This window comes from Azospirillum sp. UFLA03-27, from assembly GCF_059803775.1.
The window spans coordinates 1-20,041 of the sequence record NZ_JAUQTX010000111.1; the positions used below are offsets into that span (position 1 = coordinate 1).

Sequence of the window (20,041 nt, forward strand, 5' to 3'; positions counted from 1 at the left end):
GTTATAGTCTCGTGGGCTCGGAGATGTGTATAAGAGACAGGGGCAAGTGTGCCCATGCCGGACCAATCAACGACGGGAGGAAACCACCATGCAATCAGGCGTCTACGAGTTCCTGGCGCAGGACCGCGTCATCTACGGCCGCCCGGCGGCGGAGGCGGTGGCGGAAACCGTCGCCAAGCTGGGAAAGCAGCGCGCGCTGATCGTGGCGAGCCGGACGCTGAGCCGCGCCACGGGCGTCGTCGCCGCCATCCGCGACGCGCTGGGGACGAGGTGCGCCGGGGTCTTCGACACCTGCGTCGAGCATGTGCCGCGCGCCTCCGTCCTGGCGCTGGCCGAGGAGGTGCGGCGGCTGGGGCCGGACCTGATCGTCACGGTCGGCGGCGGCACGCCCATGGACACGGTGAAGGTCGCCCTGGTCGCCTTGGCCGAGGGCATCACCGACACCGCCGGGTTCGACGCCGTGCGCATCCGCGTCGCCGAGGACGGGACCCGCATCGTCCCGGCGGTGAAGGACCCGCCGCTGCGCCAGATCATCGTGCCGACCACCCTGTCGGGCGCCGAATTCTCCAACCTCGGCGGGGCCACCGACCCGGACCGCCGGGTCAAGGACCTGTACACCGGGCGGTACATCGGCGGGCAGGTGGTCATCCTCGACCCCGCCGTGACCGTCCACACGCCGGAGCGGCTTTGGCTGTCCACCGGCATCCGCGCCGTCGACCACGCGGTGGAGACGGTCTGTTCGCGCAAGCCCCAGCCCTTCACCGATGCGACCTGCCTGCACGGGCTGGCGATGCTGGCGCGCTCCCTCCCCGCCAACCGGGAGAGGCCGGACGATCTCGACGCGCGGCTGGAAAGCCAGCTCGGCGTCTGGCTGGCCTCGACCGGGCTGGGGCGGGTGGAATGGGGAGCCAGCCATGGCATCGGCCACCAGCTCGGCGCCGTCGCCAACGTGCCGCACGGCCATTGCTCCTGCGTCATGCTGCCCAGCGTGCTGCGCTGGAACCACCCGGTGAACGCCGACCGCCAACGGCTGGTGGCGCAGGCGCTGGGGCGGGAGGACGGCGACGCGGCGGCGGCGGTTGCCGATCTGGTGCGCGCCCTGGGGCAGCCCGACGGCCTGCGGGCGGTCGGCGTGACGCGCGACCATTTCGCCGCCATCGCCGCCGGGGCGATGCAGAACATGATGGTCCGCAGCAACCCGCGCCCGATCACCGGAGAGGACGACGTCCGGGAGATCCTCGAACTGGCTTGGTGATCCGCAGGCGCCACAACCCTACGGCACGAACGGCCCCGCCCCTCCCGGCGGGGCCGTTTTGCGTTCGGAAGGCGGAGGGGAGCAGCCGTGCAAAATGACTATGGGGGTATGCATTTCAAACAATGCCAAGAACAGATAATTCGTTTGACCAACAATATTTGCGCACTCATAATCTTCATAGAAAATAGAATTCTCAATAGAGAACCGAGAGCGCGCCATGCTCACCGACGACCAGGACCGGGAGTCCTTCACCCTTTCGACGACGTTCAACGCCGGCAAGCCGGTCGGCGCGGTGGTCAGCGCCTTCGCGATCCTGCGCCATCTGGCGGCGCAGGACGGGGCGGTGTCGAGCGCGCAGGTCGCCCGCGCGCTCGGCCTCAACCCGAGCACCTGCTTCAACATCCTGAAGACCCTGGCCGCGGAGCGGGTGGTCCAGTTCGAGGAGGTCGGCAAGGCCTACCGGCTGGGCGCCGGGCTGCTGGAACTGGCGGGCAGCGCGCTCGATCAGGTCGGCTACACCCGGCTGCTCCATCCGGAGCTGGAACGGCTGGCCGCCGCATGGCAGACGCCGATGACGGCGTGGCTGCGGGTCAGCGACCACCGCGTCATGCTGGTGGATCAGGCGGTGTCCAACTCGGCCATCCAGATCCACATGCGGATCGGCCACCGGCTGCCGCTGCTGGTCGGCGCGCTCGGCCGCTGCATGGCGGCGCACGCCGGCCTGCCGGTGGAGGAGATGCGCCGCCAGTACGCCGCCGTCCGCCAGGACAACCCGCCGCCCTTCGAGCAATTCCTGGCCGAGGTGGAGGAGGCGCGGACCGCCGGCTACGCGGTGGACCGCGACGGCTTCACGCGCGGCGTGACGACGGTGTCCAGCCCGATCCTCGACGCCGAGGGCCGTCCCTTCCTGGCCCTGTCCGCGGTCGGGCTGACCGCGCAGTTCTCCGACGAGCGGGCCGCGGCCATGGCCGGCGACCTGCGCGACACCACGCGGCGCATCGGGCGGCTGCTCGCCGGACCGGGCCGGGCCGCCGCCCCCCTTTCCCCACGGGAGACCACACGATGACCCCGGTGATCTCCGGAGCCGCCGACACCGCCGTCGGACGGCTGGACGGCAGCGGCTGCATGGCGCTTCACGCCGAAGCGGCGTCCGCGGCGCTGGCCGACGCCGGACTGCGGGCGGACGAGGTGGACGGCGTGCTCTGCGCCTATTCGCTGGCCGAGCCGCATCTGATGCTGTCGTCGGTCTTCAACGAGTATTTCGGCATCGCGCCGTCCTACAGCGCCGCCGTCCAGGCCGGCGGGGCGACCGCCTGCGCGCTGGTGATGCAGGCGGCGGCGCTGGTGCGGGCGGGCATCTGCCGCAACGTGCTGGCGGTCTGCGCCGACAACCGGCTGACCGGGCTGGGGCGCAGCGGCGCCGTCGCCGCGCTGGCTGAGGTTGGGCACCCGCAGTTCGAACGCCCCTACGGCATGTCGATCCCCGCGGCCTACGCGCTGGTCGCCCGGCGCTGCATGTATGAACGGGGCGTCACGGCGGAGCATCTCGCCGCCATCTCCGTCACCCAGCGCGGCCACGCGCGCCGCCATCCCAACGCCCAGGCCCGCGACCCGCTGACCATGGAGCAGGCGCTGTCCGCCCGCATGATCGCCGACCCGCTGCGGCTGTACGACTGCTGCCTCGTCTCGGACGGTGGTGCCGCCCTGGTGATCAGCGCCGCCGACGCGGCGGCCGACCATGCGGATCGCGCGGTGTCGATCCTCGGCTACGGCCAGATGAACACGCACGAGCACGCCTTCGCCATGCCGTCGCTGACCGATTTCGGTTGCCGGCAGTCGGCGGCGCAGGCCTTCGCCATGGCCGGGCTGGCCCCAGCGGACATCGACGTGGCCGAGATCTACGACAGCTTCACCATCACCCTGCTGGCCGAGCTGGAATCCATCGGCTTCTTCCCAAAGGGAGAGGCCGGTCCGGCGATCCTCGACGGTGCGCTGGAGCTGGACGGGGTCCTGCCCTGCAACACCCACGGCGGGCTGCTGTCCTACGGCCATTCGGGGGCGGCGGGCGGCATGTTCCACATCGTCGAGGCGGTGCGGCAATTGCGCGGCGAAGCCGAGGCCCGGCAGGTGGCGGGGGCGGAAACCGCCTTCGTTCACGGCGACGGCGGCATCCTGTCCGCCCACTGCTCGCTGATCCTGGGGAGGGCCTGACGATGACCGCGACCGATCCGTTACCCGCAAAGCCCGTTCCGCTGGTCACCGCCGACACCCGCGCCTTCTGGGACGCCTGCGCGGAGGGGGCGCTGACCTTTCAGCGCTGCGCCGCCTGCGGCCACGTCCAGTTTCCGCCACGGCCCTTCTGCACCGAATGCCGGGCCCCAGGGCCGGAGACGGAGCGGTCCGCCGGGCTCGGCACCATCCACAGCTTCACCATCGTCCACCGGGCGCCGACCGCGGCCTTCAAGGCGGACGCGCCCTACGTCCTGGCGCTGGTCGATTTCGACGAGGGCTTCCGGCTGATGGTCAATCTGCGCGACTGCCCGCTTTCGGACGCCCGCATCGGCCTGCGCGTCCGCGTCCTCTTCGAGCCGCTGGCCGGCGGCGGCGCGCTGCCGCAGGTCCGGCCCCTGGTGGAGTGAACCCAACCCTTCGGGAGGGACCATCCATGCATTTGTTCGACACGCTCCGGGAGGGCGCCGCCTTCGGCGCCGAGGAGCTTCACCTGTCCGACGCGCTGATGGAGCGCTGGACCAGCCTCTACCCCGACGACCCGCCGGACGGGCGGATGCCCGCCGGGATGATCGCGGTGGCGACCATGCGGGCCTATTCCAGCCTCGTCGTGCCGCGCCCGCCGGGAAACATCCACGGGTCCCAGCGTTACGAGATGCTGCGCCGCCCGGTGGTCGGGGAGCGGCTGACCACCCGCATCGCCTGCGCCGGAAAGGAACTGAAGCGCGACCGCCGCTGGGTCCATTTCGACACCGAGACGGTTGGGGAGGACGGGACCCCCTGCTTCCGCGGCCGCATGACCATCCTGTGGGCGGCCTGACCATGGCGGACGGGACGACCACCATCGACCGCCTGACCCCGGTCACCAAGCGGATCGACCGCGCGGCGATCCGGCTCTACGCCGAGCTGACCGACGACTTCAACCCGATCCACGTCGATCCCGACTTCGCGGCGACGACGCCGATGAAGGGCATCATCGCCCACGGTCTGCTGTCGGTGAACCTGCTCTGGCAATCGGTCCGCCGCAGCCTGGGCGAGGCGGCGGTGTCCGACGCGACGCTCGACATCCGCTTTCTGCGCCCGGTGCGCGAGGACGACGTGGTGACCGCGGGCGGCCAGCGCCGCTCCGACGGCGACGGCTACGACGTGTGGATCGACAACCAGCATGGCGAGACGGTGATCGCCGGATGCATCCGGCACGGGACGGGGAGGGCGGCGTCATGACCGGCACGCTTCTCGTCCGCGCCGACGGCGACCTGCGGCGCATCACCCTGAACCGCCCCGCGAAGATCAACGCGCTCGACACCGCGACCCTGCGGGCTCTGGCCGAGGCCGTGGACGGCGCGCCCGCCGCCGGGGCGGTTCTGGTGGTGATCGACGGGGCCGGACCACGCGGTTTCTGCGCCGGTGGCGATGTCGCCGAGATGAGCCGCGGCGCCGAGGCCTTCGCCGCCCAGGAGGAGGCGCTGCGGGCGGCGATGCAGGCGCTGCACGGCTCGGCGGTGCCGGTGATCAGCGTGGTCCACGGCCGGACGCTGGGCGCCGGCTGCATCGTGGCGTGCCTCAGCGACCTCGTGCTGGGTGCCGACGATGTGCAGTTCGGCTTTCCGGAGATGCGCTTCGGCCTCTACCCGGCCTTCGTCCACGCCGCCCTGACGGAACGGCTGCCGGCTGCGCTGGCCTTCCAGATCCTGGTGGGGGGCCGGGTGATGGACGCGGCGCAGGCCTACGGTTTCGGCTTCCTGACCGAGATCCTGCCCGCCGACGGCTTCGCCGAGGCGGCCGAAGCGCGCATCGCCTACTACCGCGACCGGCTGGACGCCCTGGCGGCGGGCCGGCGCATCCTGCGCTTGGAGAACCGCCCGTCGATGGCGGAGAAGACCGCAAGGCTGGCCCCGCTGCTGGCTGAGAACCACGCGGCGCCATCCGTCCGGCGGCTGCTGTCCGGGCTGTCTTTTGCCCGCTGATTTCCTTCGAAACGGCAACGAGTCCCGCCAACGGGACCGCGTCACCCCCGAACAACGGATTCCTGGGAGGGAACGATGTCGAAACGCACCCTGTTCGCAGCACTCGTGCTGAGCAGCGCCCTGTCCACCACTGCCCTGGCCGCCGATCCAGCGGTCTACAAGATCGGCGGCATCTTCGCGATGACCGGCGCCTCGCCCCACTACGGCAAGGTGATGAGCGCCGGGGCGCAGCTCGCGGTGGACGAAATCAACGCCCAGGGCGGCATCGACGGCATCAAGCTGCAGCTGGTCATCGAGGACCACAAGAGCGGCAGCGCCCAGGCGGCGGTCGCCGGCATGAACCGGCTGATCGACGTCGAGGGAGTGAAGGCGGTGCTCCCCTCCTTCTCCACGGTGACGCTGGCCACCATGCCCATCGGCGACCAGAAGAAGGTAATGATGATCAACGGCGGCGGGGTCAGCGCCCAGACGGTCGGCACCTCCCCCTACATGTTCAACATCCGCTCCATGGCGTCGGATCTGGCCGCCGGCATCGCCCACCGCGCGGCGGAGCAGGGGGCCAAGAAGCTCGCCCAGATCGCCATCAAGTCGGAGTTCGGCGACGCCACCATCGCCGCCACCACCAAGGCGTGGGAGGGCATGGGGCTGAAGATGGTCGCCGCCGAGCAGTTCCAGGCCGACGCCGCCAACATCGACACCCAGGTCGCCAAGCTGCGCGCCTCCCAGCCCGATGCCATTGCCAACTGGCCGACCACGCCGCAGGCCGGGCTGGCGGTGAAGCGGATGCGCGAGCTGGGCATGAAGCAGCCGGTCTACTGCATGGAATGGACCGCCGAGGACACCAAGGTCGCCGGAAAGCACGCCGAGGGGGTGGAGGTCGTCACCGACTATTTCGCCGCCACCGACGAGAATCCCTGGTCCAAGCGCTTCGCCGATGCCTACAAGGCGAAGTTCGGCGAGATGCCGGACTTCTACGCCGCCAACTACTACGAGGGCGTCTACGTCATCGCCGAACTGATCCGGCGGGCGAAGGCCAAGGGCGGCGACTATTACAGCGGCGAGCGTCTGGTCCAGGCGCTGTGGGAAAACCCGACCTTCGACAGCGTCTACGGCAAGACGCTGACCTTCCGCAAGAACGGCGTGGCGCAGAAGCCGGTCGCGGTGTTCCGCCTGGAGAACGGCCAACAGACATTCGTGAAGTTCACCTCGGGCGAATAGCCGCAGATTCAATGCAGTAACCCTCTCCCCTCCGCTCACGCGCAAACGAAGTTTGCGCTGACGCGACAGGCGGACCTTCGGTCCGCCAAAAGCGGGGAGAGGGTGGCCCGGAGGGCCGGTGAGGGGGTTGAGCTTTTGCCGGACGTCCCGCCATGCGCAACCCCCTCACCCCAACCCTCTCCCCAGGGGGGAGAAGGGAAAGAGACAGGAGCGCCATTCCATGGATTTGCTCATCCAACTGACCCTGAACGGTCTGTTCAACGGCGCGCATTTCGCCCTGCTGGCGATGGGCTTCGCGTTGATCTTCGGGACGACCGGCGTCGTGCATTTCGCTTACGGGCCGGTCTACGCGGTCGGCGCCTACGCCATCTGGGCGCTGGCGGCGCTCGCCGGGCTGCCCTTCTGGGCGGCGGTTCTGCTGGGGATCGCCTTCACCGCGGCGCTGGGCGTCGGCTGCTACCTGTTCATCTACCGCCCGTTCGAGATCAGCGGCAGCCCGCCCTTCGTCGTTCTGGTCGCCTCGCTCGGCCTGTTCATCGTCATGAAGAACCTGATCGGCATCGTCTTCGGCACCGGGGTCAAGACGGTCGACAGCGTCGCCTACGACGTGCATTTCGTCGGCAACGCCTTCTTCACGACGGTTCAATTGGGGCAGGTGGCGGCGGCGCTGCTGGTCGGCTGCGGCATCGCGCTGTTCCTGCGGGCCAGCCGCTACGGCAAGGCCATCCGCGCCATGGCCGACAACCGCGAGATGGCCACCGTCATCGGCATCGACACCACGCGGCTGTCCATCCTGGTCTTCGCGCTGGGCTCGGCCGTGTCGGCGGTGGCCGGGGCGCTGGTCCTGCTGCGCGACGGGCTGAACCCCAACATGGGCTTCGGCGCGGTGTTCGTCGCTTTCGTCGCGGTGATCGTCGGCGGGGTGGGGTCGCTGCGCGGGGCGGTCATCGCCGCCTTCCTGCTGGCCTTCGTGCAGAGCCTGGGCATGTGGCAGATCCCCACCGAGTGGCAGAACACCATCGTCTTCGTGGTGCTGTTCGGGTTCCTGCTGGCCCGCCCCTCCGGCATCGTCCGCCGGGCTTAGGGGAGAGGCACAGTCATGGAATATCTCGCCCACATCCTCGTCATGGTCTGCCTCTACGGCATCCTGGCGACTTCCTTCAACCTGCTGATCGGCTTCGGCGGCATCTTCGCGCTGGCGCACGCCACCTTCTACGCCAGCGGGGCCTATGCCGCCGGCATCCTGGCGACGAAGCTCGGCATCGGCTTTCCCCTCACCCTGCTGGCCGGGACGGTGGTCACCGCCGGCATCGGCCTGCTGGTCGCCTTTCCCGCCATGCGGGTGGGCAGCCACTATCTGGTCGTCATCACGCTAGCGTTGCAGGCCATCACCATCGACGTGCTGATGAACAGCAAGCCGCTGACCGGCGGGCCGGACGGCATCGCCGGCATTCCCCCGGTGTCGCTGTTCGGCACGGCGCTGACCAGCCCGGTGACCTTCCTGCCGTTGGCCGCAGTGATGGCGGCGCTGTGCTGCGCTGTCGCCTGGAGGCTCGGCGCCTCGCCCTTCGGACGCTCGCTGCGCGCCATGCGGGAGAACGAGGCGGCGGCCCAGGCGGTCGGCAAAAACCTCGTCCGCATGAAGCTGGTGGTCTTCGCGATGTCGGCGGGGCTGGCCTCGGTCGCCGGTTCGCTGGTCGCCCACTACATCGCCTTCGTCAACCCGGAATCCTTCACCATCGAGGAGACCATCCTCATCCTCGCCATGGTGATCCTGGGCGGCATGGGCAATTTGTGGGGCTCGCTGGCCGGAGCGGCGATCCTGGTGCTTCTGCCGGAGGGGCTGAAGTTCGTCCATGTGCCGGGCGACATCGCCGACATGGTGCGGCAGGTGATCTACGGCGTGGTGCTGATCGTCATCCTGCGGCTGCGCCCGGAGGGGCTGTTCCCCGAGACGGTGTTCCGCACGCCGACCGGGGCCGCGCGGTCCAGCGTTCCCGCCAACGGCCCGCTCATGGGCGCGCTTGAGCGCGCAGGCGGCACGCCGGGAGAGGTGGTGGTCTCCGCGACCTCGCTGTCCAAGCATTTCGGCGGCATCCAGGCGGTCAAGGACCTGACCATCGACCTGAAGCGCGGCGAGATCGTCGGGCTGATCGGTCCCAACGGCGCCGGGAAGACGACCGCCTTCAACCTGCTGTCCGGCTTCCTGCGCCCGACCGGCGGCACCATCCTCTACCGCGGGCGCGACGTGACGAAACTGAAGCCGCACGAGGTAGTGGCCGCCGGGCTGGCCCGCTCCTTCCAGGACCTGAAGCTTTTCACCAAGCTGACGGTGGTGGAGAACATCCTGGTCTCCCTGCCCGCACAGCCGGGCGACCGCCCGCTGGATGTCTATTTCCGCCCCGGCCTCGTCCGCCGGGCCGACCGCGAGAACGTCGCCCGCGCGCTGGAGATCGCCTCCTTCGTCGGGCTGCTTGCCAAGGCCGACGAGACCGCCGCCAACCTGTCCTACGCCGAGGAGAAGCTGCTGGTCATCGCCCGGCTGCTGGCGACCGGGGCCGACGTGCTGCTGCTTGACGAGCCGCTGTCCGGCCTCGACACCGTGACGGTGGAACGCATCTGCGGGGTGATCCGCGACCTCGCCCGCGCCAACAAGGCCGTCTGCATCATCGAGCACAATCTGGAGGTCATCCGCGGCGTCTGCGACGAGATCGTCTTCATCGACGAGGGCCGCGTGCTGACCAAGGGACCGCCGGACACGCTGATGCGGGACCGCGAACTGGCCGAGAGGTATTTCGGATGACCGAGATTCACACCATGCCGATCGCCGAACCCGTCCTGGAGGTGCGCGGCCTCAGCGCCGGCTACGGCAAGCGGGCGGTGGTCCACGAGGTGGACCTGACGGTGCGGGCCGGCGAGATCCGCGTGCTGCTGGGCCACAACGGGGCCGGCAAGACGACGCTGGTGCGCTCCGTCTTCGGGCTGCTGCGGCCGTCCGCCGGGACCGTGCGCTACCGGGGGGAGGACATCACCCGGCGGCGCTGCGCCGACAATGTGAAGGCGGGGATCGCTCTGGTCCCGCAGGGGCACGGCATCTTCCGCAGCCTGACCGTGCGCGAGAACCTGGAACTCGGCGCCTACACCGCGCAGGACCCGGCGGAGATCCGGGCGAACCGCGACGCGGTGATGGACCTCTTCCCGATCCTGCGCGAACGCGCCGGCCAGATCGCCGGCACCATGTCGGGCGGCCAGCAGCAGATGCTGGCGATGGGCATGGCGCTGATGCACCGGCCCGACGTGATGATCCTCGACGAACCGTCCATCGGCCTCGCCCCCAACCTCGTCCAGCGCGTCATGGAGGCCATCGCCGAGGTCAACCGGGCGCTGCGCATGGCCGTGCTGATGGTCGAGCAGAACGTTGTCCACGCCCTGCCCATCGCGCAGAGCGTCACCGTGCTGCGCACCGGCCGCAAGATTTACGAGGGCCCGCCCGAGCCGCTGGGCGACCGCCAATACCTGATGACTCTCTTCTAAGAATTCCGCACAGAAGGATCGTGTTCATGGCCCGTCAGAAGATGCTGATCGTGGGTGCGCTGGGGACCGTCGGCCGCCCGATGCTGGAGCATTTCGAAGCCTCCCCGGAATGGGACGTCTGCGGCGTGTCGCGCCGCACCCCGGATTTCGAGACCACCGCCGAATGGGCCGCCGTCGATCTGCGCGACCCCGACGACTGCCGCAAGCTGCGCGAGATCAAGGGCGTCACCAACATCTGCTACACCGCCGTCTACGAGAAGCCCGACGTGACGCGCGGCTGGTCGGAATGGGACCATGTCGAGACCAACCTCGCCATGCTGAAGAACGTGGTCGAGAATGTCGAGGCGGTGTCGCCCAACTTGCGTCACATCACGCTGCTGCAGGGCACCAAGGCCTATGGCGGCCATCTCGGTCCCTTCCGCCAGCCGGCGCGCGAGAGCGACCAGCGCTACATGCGCCCCAACTTCTACTACGACCAGCAGGACTGGATCAGCGAACGCCAGCAGGGCAAGGAATGGAGCTGGAGCGTGCTGCGCCCGCAGATCGTCTGCGGCCTCGCGGTCGGCAGCCCGCTGAACATCATCACCGCCATCGGCGTCTTCGCCGCGGTGTCGCGGGAATACGGCCTGCCGCTGCGCTTCCCCGGCGGCGCGTCGCGCATCGGCGAGGCGACCGACGCCCGGCTGATCGCCAAGGCTGCCGAATGGGCCGGCACCAGTCCGCAATGCGCCAATCAGGTCTTCAACATCGCCAACGGCGACGTCTATGTCTGGGAGAACGTGTTCCCCAAGGTGGCGGAGCTGTTCCGCATGGAGCTGGAGCCGGCGCAGCCCTTCTCGCTGGCCCGCATCATGCCGCAGAATGAGCCGATCTGGGACCGCGTCGTCGCCAAGCACGGTCTCAAGCCCTACAAATACACCGAGGTGGTGCCGTCCTGGCAGTTCGCCGACTTCCTGTTCGGCTACGGCCAGCGCCCCAACCCGCACCACATGAGCACGATCAAGGCCCGCAAGCTGGGCTTCCACGACTGCGTGGACAGCGAGGAGATGTTCGTCGAGCTCCTCCAGGAACTCCAGAAGCGCCGCATCCTGCCGGAATGAGAGAGGCCCGCCGCATGACCATCACGCGCAAAATCCACGGCGTTCCGGTGCAATGGGAAACCCTGCCGGCGCTGGTCGCCGCTCGCGCGGCGCAGCACGGGGGCGCGCCCCGGCTGACCGTCGCCGGACGGGCGATGAGCTACCGGGAGCTGGACGGGGAGTCCAGCCGCGTGGCCGCCAACCTGCACCGGCTGGGGGTGCGCCGGGGCGACCGGGTCGCCTGCTTCCTGCGCAACGCGCCGGAGCATCTGCTGACTTGGGTTGCCGCCGGCAAGCTGGGGGCGATCTGGGTGCCGCTGAACGCCGGTCTGGTGGGGGAGGATCTCGTCCACACCCTGACCAACGCCACGCCCGCCGTCCTGGTGGTGGATGGGGAACTGGCGGAGCGGGTCGAGGCGGTCGCGGACCGGCTGCCCCGCATGCGCGTCTACGCGGTGGACGACGGCGAGGAGAGGGGAGGCGGTCGCTTCCCGCCCTTCGCCGAGCTTCTGGAGCCGGGGCATCCGTTGCCGGTGGTGGCGGTGTCCGGTGGCGATCCTGCGGTCATCATCTACACCGGCGGCACCACCGGCCTGCCCAAAGGTGCCCTGCTGCCGCATTTCGCCTGGATCGCGGCGGGAATGCGCTACGTCGAGGCGTTCGAGACGCGGCCGGACGATGTGCATTACTCAATCCTGACGCTGTTCCACGTCGGCGGGCTGATGCTGGGGGTGATGGGACCGATGGTCGCCGACATCCCCACGGTGATCGACCGCCGCTTCAGCGGCAGCAACTTCTGGGCGCGGGTAAGGGAGACCGGGGCGACCATCGTCGATCTCATCGGCACCATGATCACCGTGCTGACCGAACAGCCGGAGAGCCCGGCCGACCGCGACCACCGGGTGCGCGTCTCGCTGGGGGTGACGGGGCAGATCCCGCCCGCCGTTTCCGACCGATTCGTGGAGCGCTTCGGCATCGGCTTCGTCAACGTCTATTCGCTGACCGAGACCGGCGGCGTGCTGATCGTCAACAACCGGATGGACTCGCCCAAGCCACGCGCCAACGGCCTGACCCACGGCTGGGCGGAAGTGACCATCCTGGACGAGGATGACCAGCCGATGCCGCCGGGCGTCACCGGCCAGATCGCCTTGCGCCCCCGCTACCCGCACATCTTCATGTCGGGCTATTTCAACGCGCCGGAACGCACGCTGGAATGCCTGTCGAATTTGTGGCTGCACACCGGCGATCTCGGCCATCTGGACGCGGACGGCTATCTGCACTTCACGGGGCGTCAGGCCCATTGGCTGCGCCGCCGCGGCGAGAACGTCTCGGCCTATGAGGTGGAAAGCGTGCTCAGCCAGTGTCCAGGCGTGCGCGAGGTCGTGGTGGTCGGCACGCCGTCGGAAAAGGGGGAGGAGGACGTGAAGGCCTTCGTCATCCGCGAACCGGGCAGCGGCGTGGAGCCGGCCGCCATCGCCGCGTGGTGCGAGGGCCGCATGGCCGCCTTCAAGATCCCGCGCTTCATCGCCTTCGTGGAGAGCTTCCCCCGCTCCGTGACGAAGCGCGAAGTGGAGCGTCACAAGCTGCGCGCGTTGCCGAACGACGGGATCTGGGACCGCGAGGCGGTGACCTCGGGGCCAGGTCCTATCTCTAAAGTTCCTGTCGCCAAAGGTCCCGTCGTCAACGGGTTGGCGGGTTAGCAGGACGAGGCCACCGTCTTGTGATGGGCTTGGCGCGCTTCGGGACGCGGGGTCTGCACCGATCCACCGATGTGGGGCCCCAGCCGGTCAAGCGGGTGCCTCGGTGGATCGCACGTCCTGCCTTGCAGCCCGCCGCATCGCCTGGGGCGGCTGGCCGAAGGCGCGCAGAAAGGCGCGCCGCATGCGCTCCGGATCGGCAAAGCCGCTCTCGCGGGCGATGACCTCGACCGGGTGCCGCGTCTGCTCCAGCATCAGACGCGCGCTTTCCAGCCGCAATTGCTCCACCGCCTTGGCCGGGGACTGCCCGGTCTCGGCGCGGAAGGCGCGGCTGAACTGACGGGGGCTCAAGGCGGCGGCCCCCGCCAACTCCTCCACCGACAGCGAATTCTTCAGGTTCTGCCGCGCGTAGGTCAGCGCCGCCTCGATGCGGTCGGACTTCGCCGCCATCTCCAGCAGTTCCGAATGCTGGGTCTGGCCGCCGCCGCGGCGATGATACATGACCAGCTTGCGGGCGACCGACCGTGCGATGTCATTGCCGAGATCCTTCTCCACCATCGCCAGAGCCAGATCGACGCCCGCGGTCATGCCGGCGGAACTCCAGACCGGCCCGTCGATGATGAAGATGCGGTCCTCCTCCACCTGGATGGCTGGAAACCGCGTCCCCAACTCGCGCGCCAGAAGCCAGTGGGTGGTGGCGCGCCGCCCGTTCAGCACACCGGATTCGGCGAGCACGAACGCGCCGGTGCAGATCGCGCCCAGGCGCCGCACGGCGGGCAAACGGCCGGCGATCCAGGCGCGCAGCCCGTCGCTCGGCCGGGGCACCTCCACACCGCCGCCCACCAGCACCGTGTCGAAGTCCTGCCCGGCAAAGGACTCGCTGCCCACCGCCATTCCGGTGGAACTGCGCACCGCCCCTCCATGCTCCGAGACAGTGACCAGCTCATAGATCTGATCGCCCGCACAGATGTTGGCGAACTCGAACACCGAACCCGCAGCCAGGCTCATCATCTGGAAGCCCGGGTAGATGACGAAGCCGATGCGCATGGCGGAATCCTCTCGTGGCTGAAAAGGAGGGATATACGACATTCAGGCCAAGCGCCAAGTGTTTTAAACATGTCTCACGCCGGGCGGCAACGACGCGGCCCGCAGACAGGACACAGACCCATGAGCCTTTCCCCTCTCGGCACCGCGCTCGTCACCGGCGCGTCCTCCGGCATCGGCGCAATCTACGCCAACCGTCTGGCCGACCGCGGCCACGATCTGATCCTGGTGGCCCGCAACCGTGGCAAGCTCGCCGGCCTCGCGGCGCAGATCGCCGACCGTACCGGCCGCTCCGTCGAGGTTGTCGCCGCCGATCTGGGCGACAAGGCCGACCGGCGCGCGGTGGAGACGGTGCTGGCGACCGACGCCAGCATCACCATGCTGGTCAACAACGCCGGAGTCGGCGCGACGGCCCCGCTGCTCTCGGCCGACGTCGATGCCATGGAGCGGATGATCGACCTCGACGTGACGGCGCTGATGCGGCTGACCTACGCGGCCGCGCCGGCCTTCGTGGCGCGCGGACGCGGCACGATCGTCAACATCGCCTCCATCGTCGCGATCGGGCCGGAAATCCTCAACGGCGTCTATGGCGGGGCCAAGGCCTTCGTCCTGGCGCTGACCCAATCGCTGCACCACGAGCTGGCCGACAAGGGATTGCGGGTCCAGGCGGTGCTGCCCGGCGCCACGGCCACCGATTTCTGGGGAACCGCCGGCACGCCGGTGGAGCATCTGCCGGGCGAGATCGTCATGCCCGCCGCCGCCATGGTCGACGCGGCGCTGGCCGGGCTCGACGCGGGCGAACTGGTGACCATCCCGGCCCTGCCGGATGCCGCCCAGTGGCACGCCTACGAGGCCGCCCGTCAGGCGATGCTGCCCAACCTGTCCCGCAGCGAACCCGCCGCGCGCTACCGCGTCGCGCCGCTCTCCGCCTGACCTCCGCTGCCTTCCTGACGCTCGGCATCCTCACCGGTGTGTCTGAGCTGATCGCCCTCGCGCTCAATCGCCACGCCGTCCGGCGATCATCATCCCAAGGTGAGGCTCAGAGACCACGCCGTGCCAGCGCGCCCTGTGGGCGGTCGACGCCCCAGGGTGCCGCACGGAGGCGGCGCCAAGCCAACAGCGCGAACAGGCCGCCCGTCGCCAGGGCGGTCAGGTCGATGCCGGCCACGCCCCACAGCCCGCGCGCCAGCGTCACCCCGAGATGGGCGTTGCTGGTCAGGGCGTTCATCAGCGGCAGGGCGGCCCACAGCAGAGCCGCCGCCGCCAACTGCTCGCCCCAGGCGCGCTGGACGCCGCGCAGCGCCGGGTGCAGGGCCGTGAGAAACCACGCGGCGAAGAAGGCGAGGGCCTCGAAGGTCTCCCGCCCGGCCAGCCCGGCGGGCAGCAGCCGGTTGGCCCAGAAATAGGCGGCGATGGCGATGGGCAGCCCGACCATCACCGCCAGATTGGCGCCGTCGGCCAGACGCAGCCCGAAGGACGGGGTCGCCTCCCGCTTGCGCCGCTTGATGATCCAGTAGACTTGCCCGGTGCCGATCATCGCGGTGCCGGCCAGCCCGCACAGGATCATCGCCAGCCGCAGCGGCGTGTCGGCGAAGCGCATCATGTGCAGGCCATAGGCGCCGGCCCGCGTTGCGGCGGCTCCGCCCGTCCCGTCCCAGACCTCGCGCACCACGCCGGTCGTGCCGTCGAACAGGATGGCTTCCGGCGTGATCACCACCCGGTCGGAGTCGGTGCGCTTGAGAAGAATGGTGGCGGCGGCGTCGCCCGGGTTGTCGATGACGATCCATCCCGGCCGCCCGCCGTCCCAGCGCTGCGCCGCCTCCGCCAGCAGCGGCGCGATGGCGGTCAGGGGGGCGGCCCGCCCCGCGGCGGCCGCCGGCGGCGGCTCGGCGTAAACGGCGGTGTTGAAGGCGGCCGGCCGGTCACCGAAGGCCGCTTGCAGGCCCCAGGGCATGTAGAGCAGCATCAGCGGCACCAGCCCGGTCACGGTGATCAGCGCGTGGTAGGGCAGCACGATGATGCCCAGGGCGTTGTGGACGTCCATCCACAGCCGCGTGCGCGACCGTCCGGGGCGGAAGGCGAAGAAATCCCAGAAGACCCGCCGGTGGATGACGAATCCGGTGATCAGCGCCACCAGCAGGGCCACCCCGGCGGCGCCGATCAGATAACGTCCCACTAAGCCGGGAACGCGCAGGTCGAAGTGGAAGTAATAGAGGAAATCGCCACCGAAGGTCGCCCGCGCCTGCAAGGGGCGCCCGTCCGCCGGCTCCAGCGCCAGCTTGCGGAAGGCGGGCTGTATCTCGGGTGGGTTGTAGACGTAGACCTGGGTCGCGGTCCGTCGCTCGTCGGGCAGCGTGATCAGCCAGCGGCGGGCCTGCGGAGCCTCGCGCCACAGGCTGGCGATCGCCGCCGCCGCGGCGTCGGGGCTGTTGGTCGCCTCGACCCGCTCGGGCTGCATCCAGCGGGTGATCTCGAAGCGGGCGTAGGCGGTGGTTCCGGTCAGGAAGACGCAGAACAGCAGCCAGCCGACCACCAGCCCGCCCCAATTGTGCAGCCACGTCATCGACAGGCGGAAACTGCCGTTCATACCCCGGTTCCCGTCATGCTTTTCAACAGTGAGACCGCCGCCCAGACCGCCGCCGTCAGGCTGACGGTCCAGGTCAGGGCGCGCAAGGCGCTGGCCGCGGCGAAGACCATCACCACGGTCAGGACGCAGGGCAGCAGCGCCGCCATGGTGGCGGTCAGCACCGCCTCCGCCCGGTCCTGCACGGCCGGCAGCGCCAGGGACAGCGCCGCCGCCGTTCCCGCCGCCAGGGCGTAGCCGCCGACGACGGCGGTCACGACCCGCAGCGCGATCTCTCTGCTTCGCGTCACCAGGAATACTTCAGCGAGCCGATGACGGTGCGGCGCAGGCCGTAGTAGCAGTTGGTCGCCCGCGAGCAGGCCGCGACATACTCCTTGTCGAAGAGGTTGTTGGCGTTGATCGCCGCCTGAACGCCCTGGAGCTGCGGGCTCAGATAGGACAGGTCGTAGCGCAGCGCGGCGTCCACCAGCGTGTGGGACGGCACCTTGAAGCTGTTGGCCGGGTCGCCGTAGGTGAAGCCGACGTAGCGCAGGCCGACGCCGCCGCCCAGGCCGGCCAGCGGGCCGTCCTGCACCGTGTAGTCGCCCCAGGCCGAGGCCGAATGGGTCGGCACGGCGACCGGCCGCTTGCCGCGGTCGGCGCCGTTGCTCTTCGTCACCTCGGCGTCGAGGAAGGTGTAGCTGGCCACCGCGTTCAGTCCGGCGGCGAGGCTGACGCGCGCCTCTGCCTCGAAGCCGCGGGAGCGGACCTCGCCGGTCTGGATGTTGTAGTTGGTGTGCAGCGGATCGGGCGTGGTGACGTTCTGCTGGGTGATGGTGAAGGCCGACAGGGTGAACAGGCTGCCGGAGCCCGGCGGCTCGTATTTCAGCCCGGCCTCGTACTGTTGGCCGGTGGTCGGCTCGAACGGGTTGCCGTGGAAATCGCTGCCAGAGGTCGGCTCGAAGGATTCCGAATAGCTGGCGTAGGGCGCCAAGCCATTGTCGAACAGGTAGAGCGCGCCGACGCGGGCGGTGAAGGCGTCGTCCTGCTGCGACGTCCGTGCTTGGTTCAGCCGGTTGCGCTGCTGCGTCTCGGCCCAGTCCTTGCGCCCGCCCAGCAGGACAGCGAGCCCGCCCCACTTGATCTGGTCCTGGGCGTAGATGCCGGTCTGGGTGATGCGGGTGGCGGTGCTCTGGTAGATCGGCGGGGTGGCGATCGGCAGCCCGTAGACGGGGTTGAACAGGTCGAGGTTCGGCGCCGCCGCCTGCCCACGCAGCGTGTCGCTCCGCAGCCGCTGGTGGTCGACGCCGGCTAGCACGGTGTGGCGCAGCGGGCCGGTGTCGACGGACACCTGGAACTGGTTGTCGACGGTCAGGTCGTGGGCGCGCTCGCGGGCCGAGAAGGTGGTGCGCCGCGTGGTGCGCAGGTCGGGCAGCAGGCCGGACGCGTAGACCTGCTTGAGGTCGAGGTCGTTGTGCAGGTAGCGGGCGTTCTGCCGCACCGTCCAGCGCTCGTCGAACCGGTGTTCGAAGCGATAGCCGACGCTCATGGTCTTGCGGTCCCAGGTGTTGAAGTTGGGATCGCCCGTGAAGAGCCTGGTCGGCAGCGTGCCGTTGGGGTTGGGCAGCACGGTGCCCTGGGCTGGCAGGTAGTTCAGCGGCGAATCGTCGTAATTGTCGCGCTGGTAGAGGCCGATCAGGGTCAGGCTGGTGTCGTCGGTCGGCCGGATGGTCACGGTCGGGGCGGCGGCCAGCCGGCGGCGCTCCGCAATGTCGGTCTGGGTGTCGGTGTCCAGCGCGACGCCGGCGAACCGGTAGGAGAGCCTTCCGTCGCCGGTCACGTCGCCGCCGATGTCCAGCGCGGCCTGCTTGCGGCTCTGGTTGCCCGCCTGCAGCAGGATTTCATGCCGGGCGTCGGGGGAGGGCTGCTTGGTCACCATGTTGACCAGACCGCCGGGGCTGGTCTGGCCGAACAGCACCGAGGCCGGGCCCTTCAGCACCTCGACCCGCTCGAACAGGTACGGGTCGATGCCGGAGGTCAGGAAGCCGCTGCCCTTCAACCGCAGCCCGTCGAGATATTCGTTGAAGGACACACCGGTGGTGCCGTTGCCGCCGAAGCCGCGCACCGAGATGCCGTCGCCGCCGAAGGAGGAGGAGCCGCCGTTGCGGGCGGTGGTGACGCCGGAGGTGTAGTTCAGGACGTCGGCCAGACTCCGCACCGCCTGGGCGTCCATCTGGTCGCGGGTGACGACGGAGATCGACTGCGGCGTTTCCAGGATCGGCGTGTCGGTCTTGGTGGCGGTGGCGCTCTGGCGGGCGGCGTAGCCCATGACCGGGCCGGTCGCCCGCTCGCGCGTGCCCTCGACGGTCACCGGGTCCAGCACCACCCCGCCGGTTTGCGGCCGCGACAGCACGGCGCGGCCGGGGCCGGTCATCTGGTACGACACGCCGGTGCCGGACAGCAGGCGGCGAAGCGCCTCGTCGGCGCTCATGGTGCCCGACACGCCGGGCGAGGACAGGCCGCGCGCCACCTCGGCCGGGAAGCCGACCTCCCAGCCGCTGACCGTGCTGAAGGCGTTGAGGGCCGTGACCAGCCCCTGCGGGGCGATGTCGAACCGCTGCCCGGCGGTCTGTCCCGCCGCCTGAGCCACCTGTTCGGCGGTCTTGGCCGGCGCCGCCATGACGCCGCCCCCCGCCGTGCCCACAGCGGCCATCGCCGACGACAGCAGCACCGCCCGCAGCAGGGCCGTCCCCCGACGCCCCTGTGCACCCTTATCCATGATCCCCGCACCCATCGTAACGCTTTCCCCATGATCGCGACGTCTCAACCGGCCAGACCGGCGCCGCCAATTGCAAATGCGACGCATTCCTAAAAGCCGTGTCGACCTGACGTTCGGGGATCGCGAAAAGCGGAAATTTTTTACGGGGCTTGGCGCGGGTGGAGGGGAAAACCGGCGGATCAGGGGCGCGGGCGCAGGATCAGCAGGGCGTCGGACAGCCGCAGGGTCTCGGCCCGCACCAGCCCGGCCAGGGCCGTCGCCGTCCGCACCGGATCGTCCAGCCGGTAATTCCCGGTGATCCGCCGGTCGGCGAGGGAGTCGGGAACCACGATCAGGCCCGGATAATAGCGGTCCAGCTCTTCCAGAACCTCCCCCAGGGGCCGGTCCTCGAAGACCAGCCGGCCATCGACCCAGCCGAGCGCCGCCGACAGGTCGGCGGGATGCCCTGCGCCGATGCCCGACGCGGTGACCACCACCTCCTCGCCCGCGCGCAGGCGGACGGGGGGACCGTCGGGACGCGCCACGTCCACGGTGCCGTGGCGCACCGTCACCGTCACCCGGTCGTCCAGATAACGGACGGCGAAGGCGGTGCCGACCACGGTCACGACGGCGGAACCGGCGGAGACCCGGAAGGGACTGTCTCTTATACACATCTCCGAGCCCACGAGACTATAAC

19 protein-coding genes are annotated in these 20,041 nt (G+C 69.7%); 14 read left to right on the forward strand and 5 right to left on the reverse strand.

All coding sequences use genetic code 11. The features are described from left to right. The first annotated feature begins 88 nt into the window (after positions 1 to 88). From Q4I23_RS17295 to Q4I23_RS17355, 13 genes are all read left to right on the forward strand, one after another. A complete protein-coding gene (locus Q4I23_RS17295) occupies positions 89 to 1,255 on the forward strand; it encodes an iron-containing alcohol dehydrogenase (protein WP_498526992.1) in 1,167 nt (388 codons plus the stop codon). 217 nt (positions 1,256 to 1,472) lie between these two features. Further along, positions 1,473 to 2,321 carry an IclR family transcriptional regulator gene (locus tag Q4I23_RS17300; RefSeq protein WP_498526993.1) on the forward strand — a complete coding sequence of 283 codons (849 nt, stop codon included), beginning with the start codon at positions 1,473 to 1,475 and terminating at the stop codon, positions 2,319 to 2,321. Then, a complete protein-coding gene (locus Q4I23_RS17305) occupies positions 2,318 to 3,466 on the forward strand; it encodes a thiolase family protein (RefSeq protein ID WP_498526994.1) in 1,149 nt (382 codons plus the stop codon). The genes Q4I23_RS17300 and Q4I23_RS17305 overlap by 4 nt, the downstream gene beginning before the upstream one ends. 2 nt (positions 3,467 to 3,468) lie before the next feature. After that, entirely contained in the window at positions 3,469 to 3,894 is a 426-nt protein-coding gene (locus tag Q4I23_RS17310; protein ID WP_498526995.1) for a Zn-ribbon domain-containing OB-fold protein, read from the forward strand. Positions 3,895 to 3,920: 26 nt separating this feature from the next. Next, complete coding sequence (locus Q4I23_RS17315) at positions 3,921 to 4,304, forward strand: MaoC family dehydratase (RefSeq protein WP_498526996.1); 384 nt, start codon at positions 3,921 to 3,923, stop codon at positions 4,302 to 4,304. Between the two features lie 2 nt (positions 4,305 to 4,306). Further along, entirely contained in the window at positions 4,307 to 4,708 is a 402-nt protein-coding gene (locus Q4I23_RS17320; protein ID WP_498526997.1) for a MaoC family dehydratase, read from the forward strand. Then, positions 4,705 to 5,451 (forward strand): enoyl-CoA hydratase/isomerase family protein, encoded by a 747-nt coding sequence (locus tag Q4I23_RS17325; protein ID WP_498526998.1) that lies wholly within the window; start codon positions 4,705 to 4,707, stop codon positions 5,449 to 5,451. Before Q4I23_RS17320 ends, Q4I23_RS17325 begins: the two co-directional genes overlap by 4 nt. 75 nt (positions 5,452 to 5,526) lie before the next feature. Next, a complete protein-coding gene (locus tag Q4I23_RS17330) occupies positions 5,527 to 6,669 on the forward strand; it encodes an ABC transporter substrate-binding protein (protein ID WP_498526999.1) in 1,143 nt (380 codons plus the stop codon). Between the two features lie 220 nt (positions 6,670 to 6,889). Further along, a complete protein-coding gene (locus Q4I23_RS17335; RefSeq protein WP_454019752.1) occupies positions 6,890 to 7,753 on the forward strand; it encodes a branched-chain amino acid ABC transporter permease in 864 nt (287 codons plus the stop codon). A 15-nt stretch (positions 7,754 to 7,768) separates the two neighbouring features. Then, positions 7,769 to 9,472, forward strand: coding sequence for a branched-chain amino acid ABC transporter ATP-binding protein/permease (locus Q4I23_RS17340; RefSeq protein ID WP_454019751.1), 1,704 nt, complete (start codon positions 7,769 to 7,771; stop codon positions 9,470 to 9,472). Next, positions 9,469 to 10,203: an ABC transporter ATP-binding protein gene (locus tag Q4I23_RS17345; RefSeq protein WP_051658670.1), complete on the forward strand. Its 735-nt coding sequence runs from the start codon at positions 9,469 to 9,471 to the stop codon at positions 10,201 to 10,203. The genes Q4I23_RS17340 and Q4I23_RS17345 overlap by 4 nt, the downstream gene beginning before the upstream one ends. 26 nt (positions 10,204 to 10,229) lie before the next feature. Continuing rightward, the gene (locus Q4I23_RS17350) at positions 10,230 to 11,303 is read left to right on the forward strand and encodes an SDR family oxidoreductase (RefSeq protein WP_237906591.1); all 1,074 of its coding nucleotides are present in this window, start codon (positions 10,230 to 10,232) and stop codon (positions 11,301 to 11,303) included. A gap of 14 nt (positions 11,304 to 11,317) precedes the next feature. Beyond that, a complete protein-coding gene (locus Q4I23_RS17355) occupies positions 11,318 to 12,982 on the forward strand; it encodes an AMP-binding protein (protein ID WP_498527000.1) in 1,665 nt (554 codons plus the stop codon). Positions 12,983 to 13,069: 87 nt separating this feature from the next. Here the strand turns inward: Q4I23_RS17355 and Q4I23_RS17360 are convergent, their stop codons facing one another. Next, a complete protein-coding gene (locus Q4I23_RS17360; RefSeq protein ID WP_498527001.1) occupies positions 13,070 to 14,026 on the reverse strand; it encodes a GlxA family transcriptional regulator in 957 nt (318 codons plus the stop codon). A gap of 120 nt (positions 14,027 to 14,146) precedes the next feature. Here Q4I23_RS17360 and Q4I23_RS17365 point away from each other — a divergent pair, with 120 nt between their 5' ends. After that, positions 14,147 to 14,956: an SDR family NAD(P)-dependent oxidoreductase gene (locus tag Q4I23_RS17365; protein WP_498527002.1), complete on the forward strand. Its 810-nt coding sequence runs from the start codon at positions 14,147 to 14,149 to the stop codon at positions 14,954 to 14,956. Between the two features lie 106 nt (positions 14,957 to 15,062). Here the strand turns inward: Q4I23_RS17365 and Q4I23_RS17370 are convergent, their stop codons facing one another. The 4 genes from Q4I23_RS17370 to Q4I23_RS17385 all read right to left on the reverse strand — a co-directional run. Next, positions 15,063 to 16,610, reverse strand: a complete 1,548-nt coding sequence (locus Q4I23_RS17370) for a PepSY-associated TM helix domain-containing protein (protein WP_498527003.1) — start codon at positions 16,608 to 16,610, stop codon at positions 15,063 to 15,065. Further along, positions 16,607 to 16,897, reverse strand: a complete 291-nt coding sequence (locus tag Q4I23_RS17375) for a hypothetical protein (protein WP_498527004.1) — start codon at positions 16,895 to 16,897, stop codon at positions 16,607 to 16,609. Before Q4I23_RS17375 ends, Q4I23_RS17370 begins: the two co-directional genes overlap by 4 nt. After that, positions 16,894 to 19,365, reverse strand: coding sequence for a TonB-dependent siderophore receptor (locus tag Q4I23_RS17380; RefSeq protein ID WP_498527005.1), 2,472 nt, complete (start codon positions 19,363 to 19,365; stop codon positions 16,894 to 16,896). The genes Q4I23_RS17375 and Q4I23_RS17380 overlap by 4 nt, the downstream gene beginning before the upstream one ends. A 179-nt stretch (positions 19,366 to 19,544) precedes the next feature. Further along, a partial coding sequence (locus Q4I23_RS17385; RefSeq protein ID WP_498527006.1) for a FecR family protein occupies positions 19,545 to 20,041 on the reverse strand: 497 nt, incomplete at its 5' end.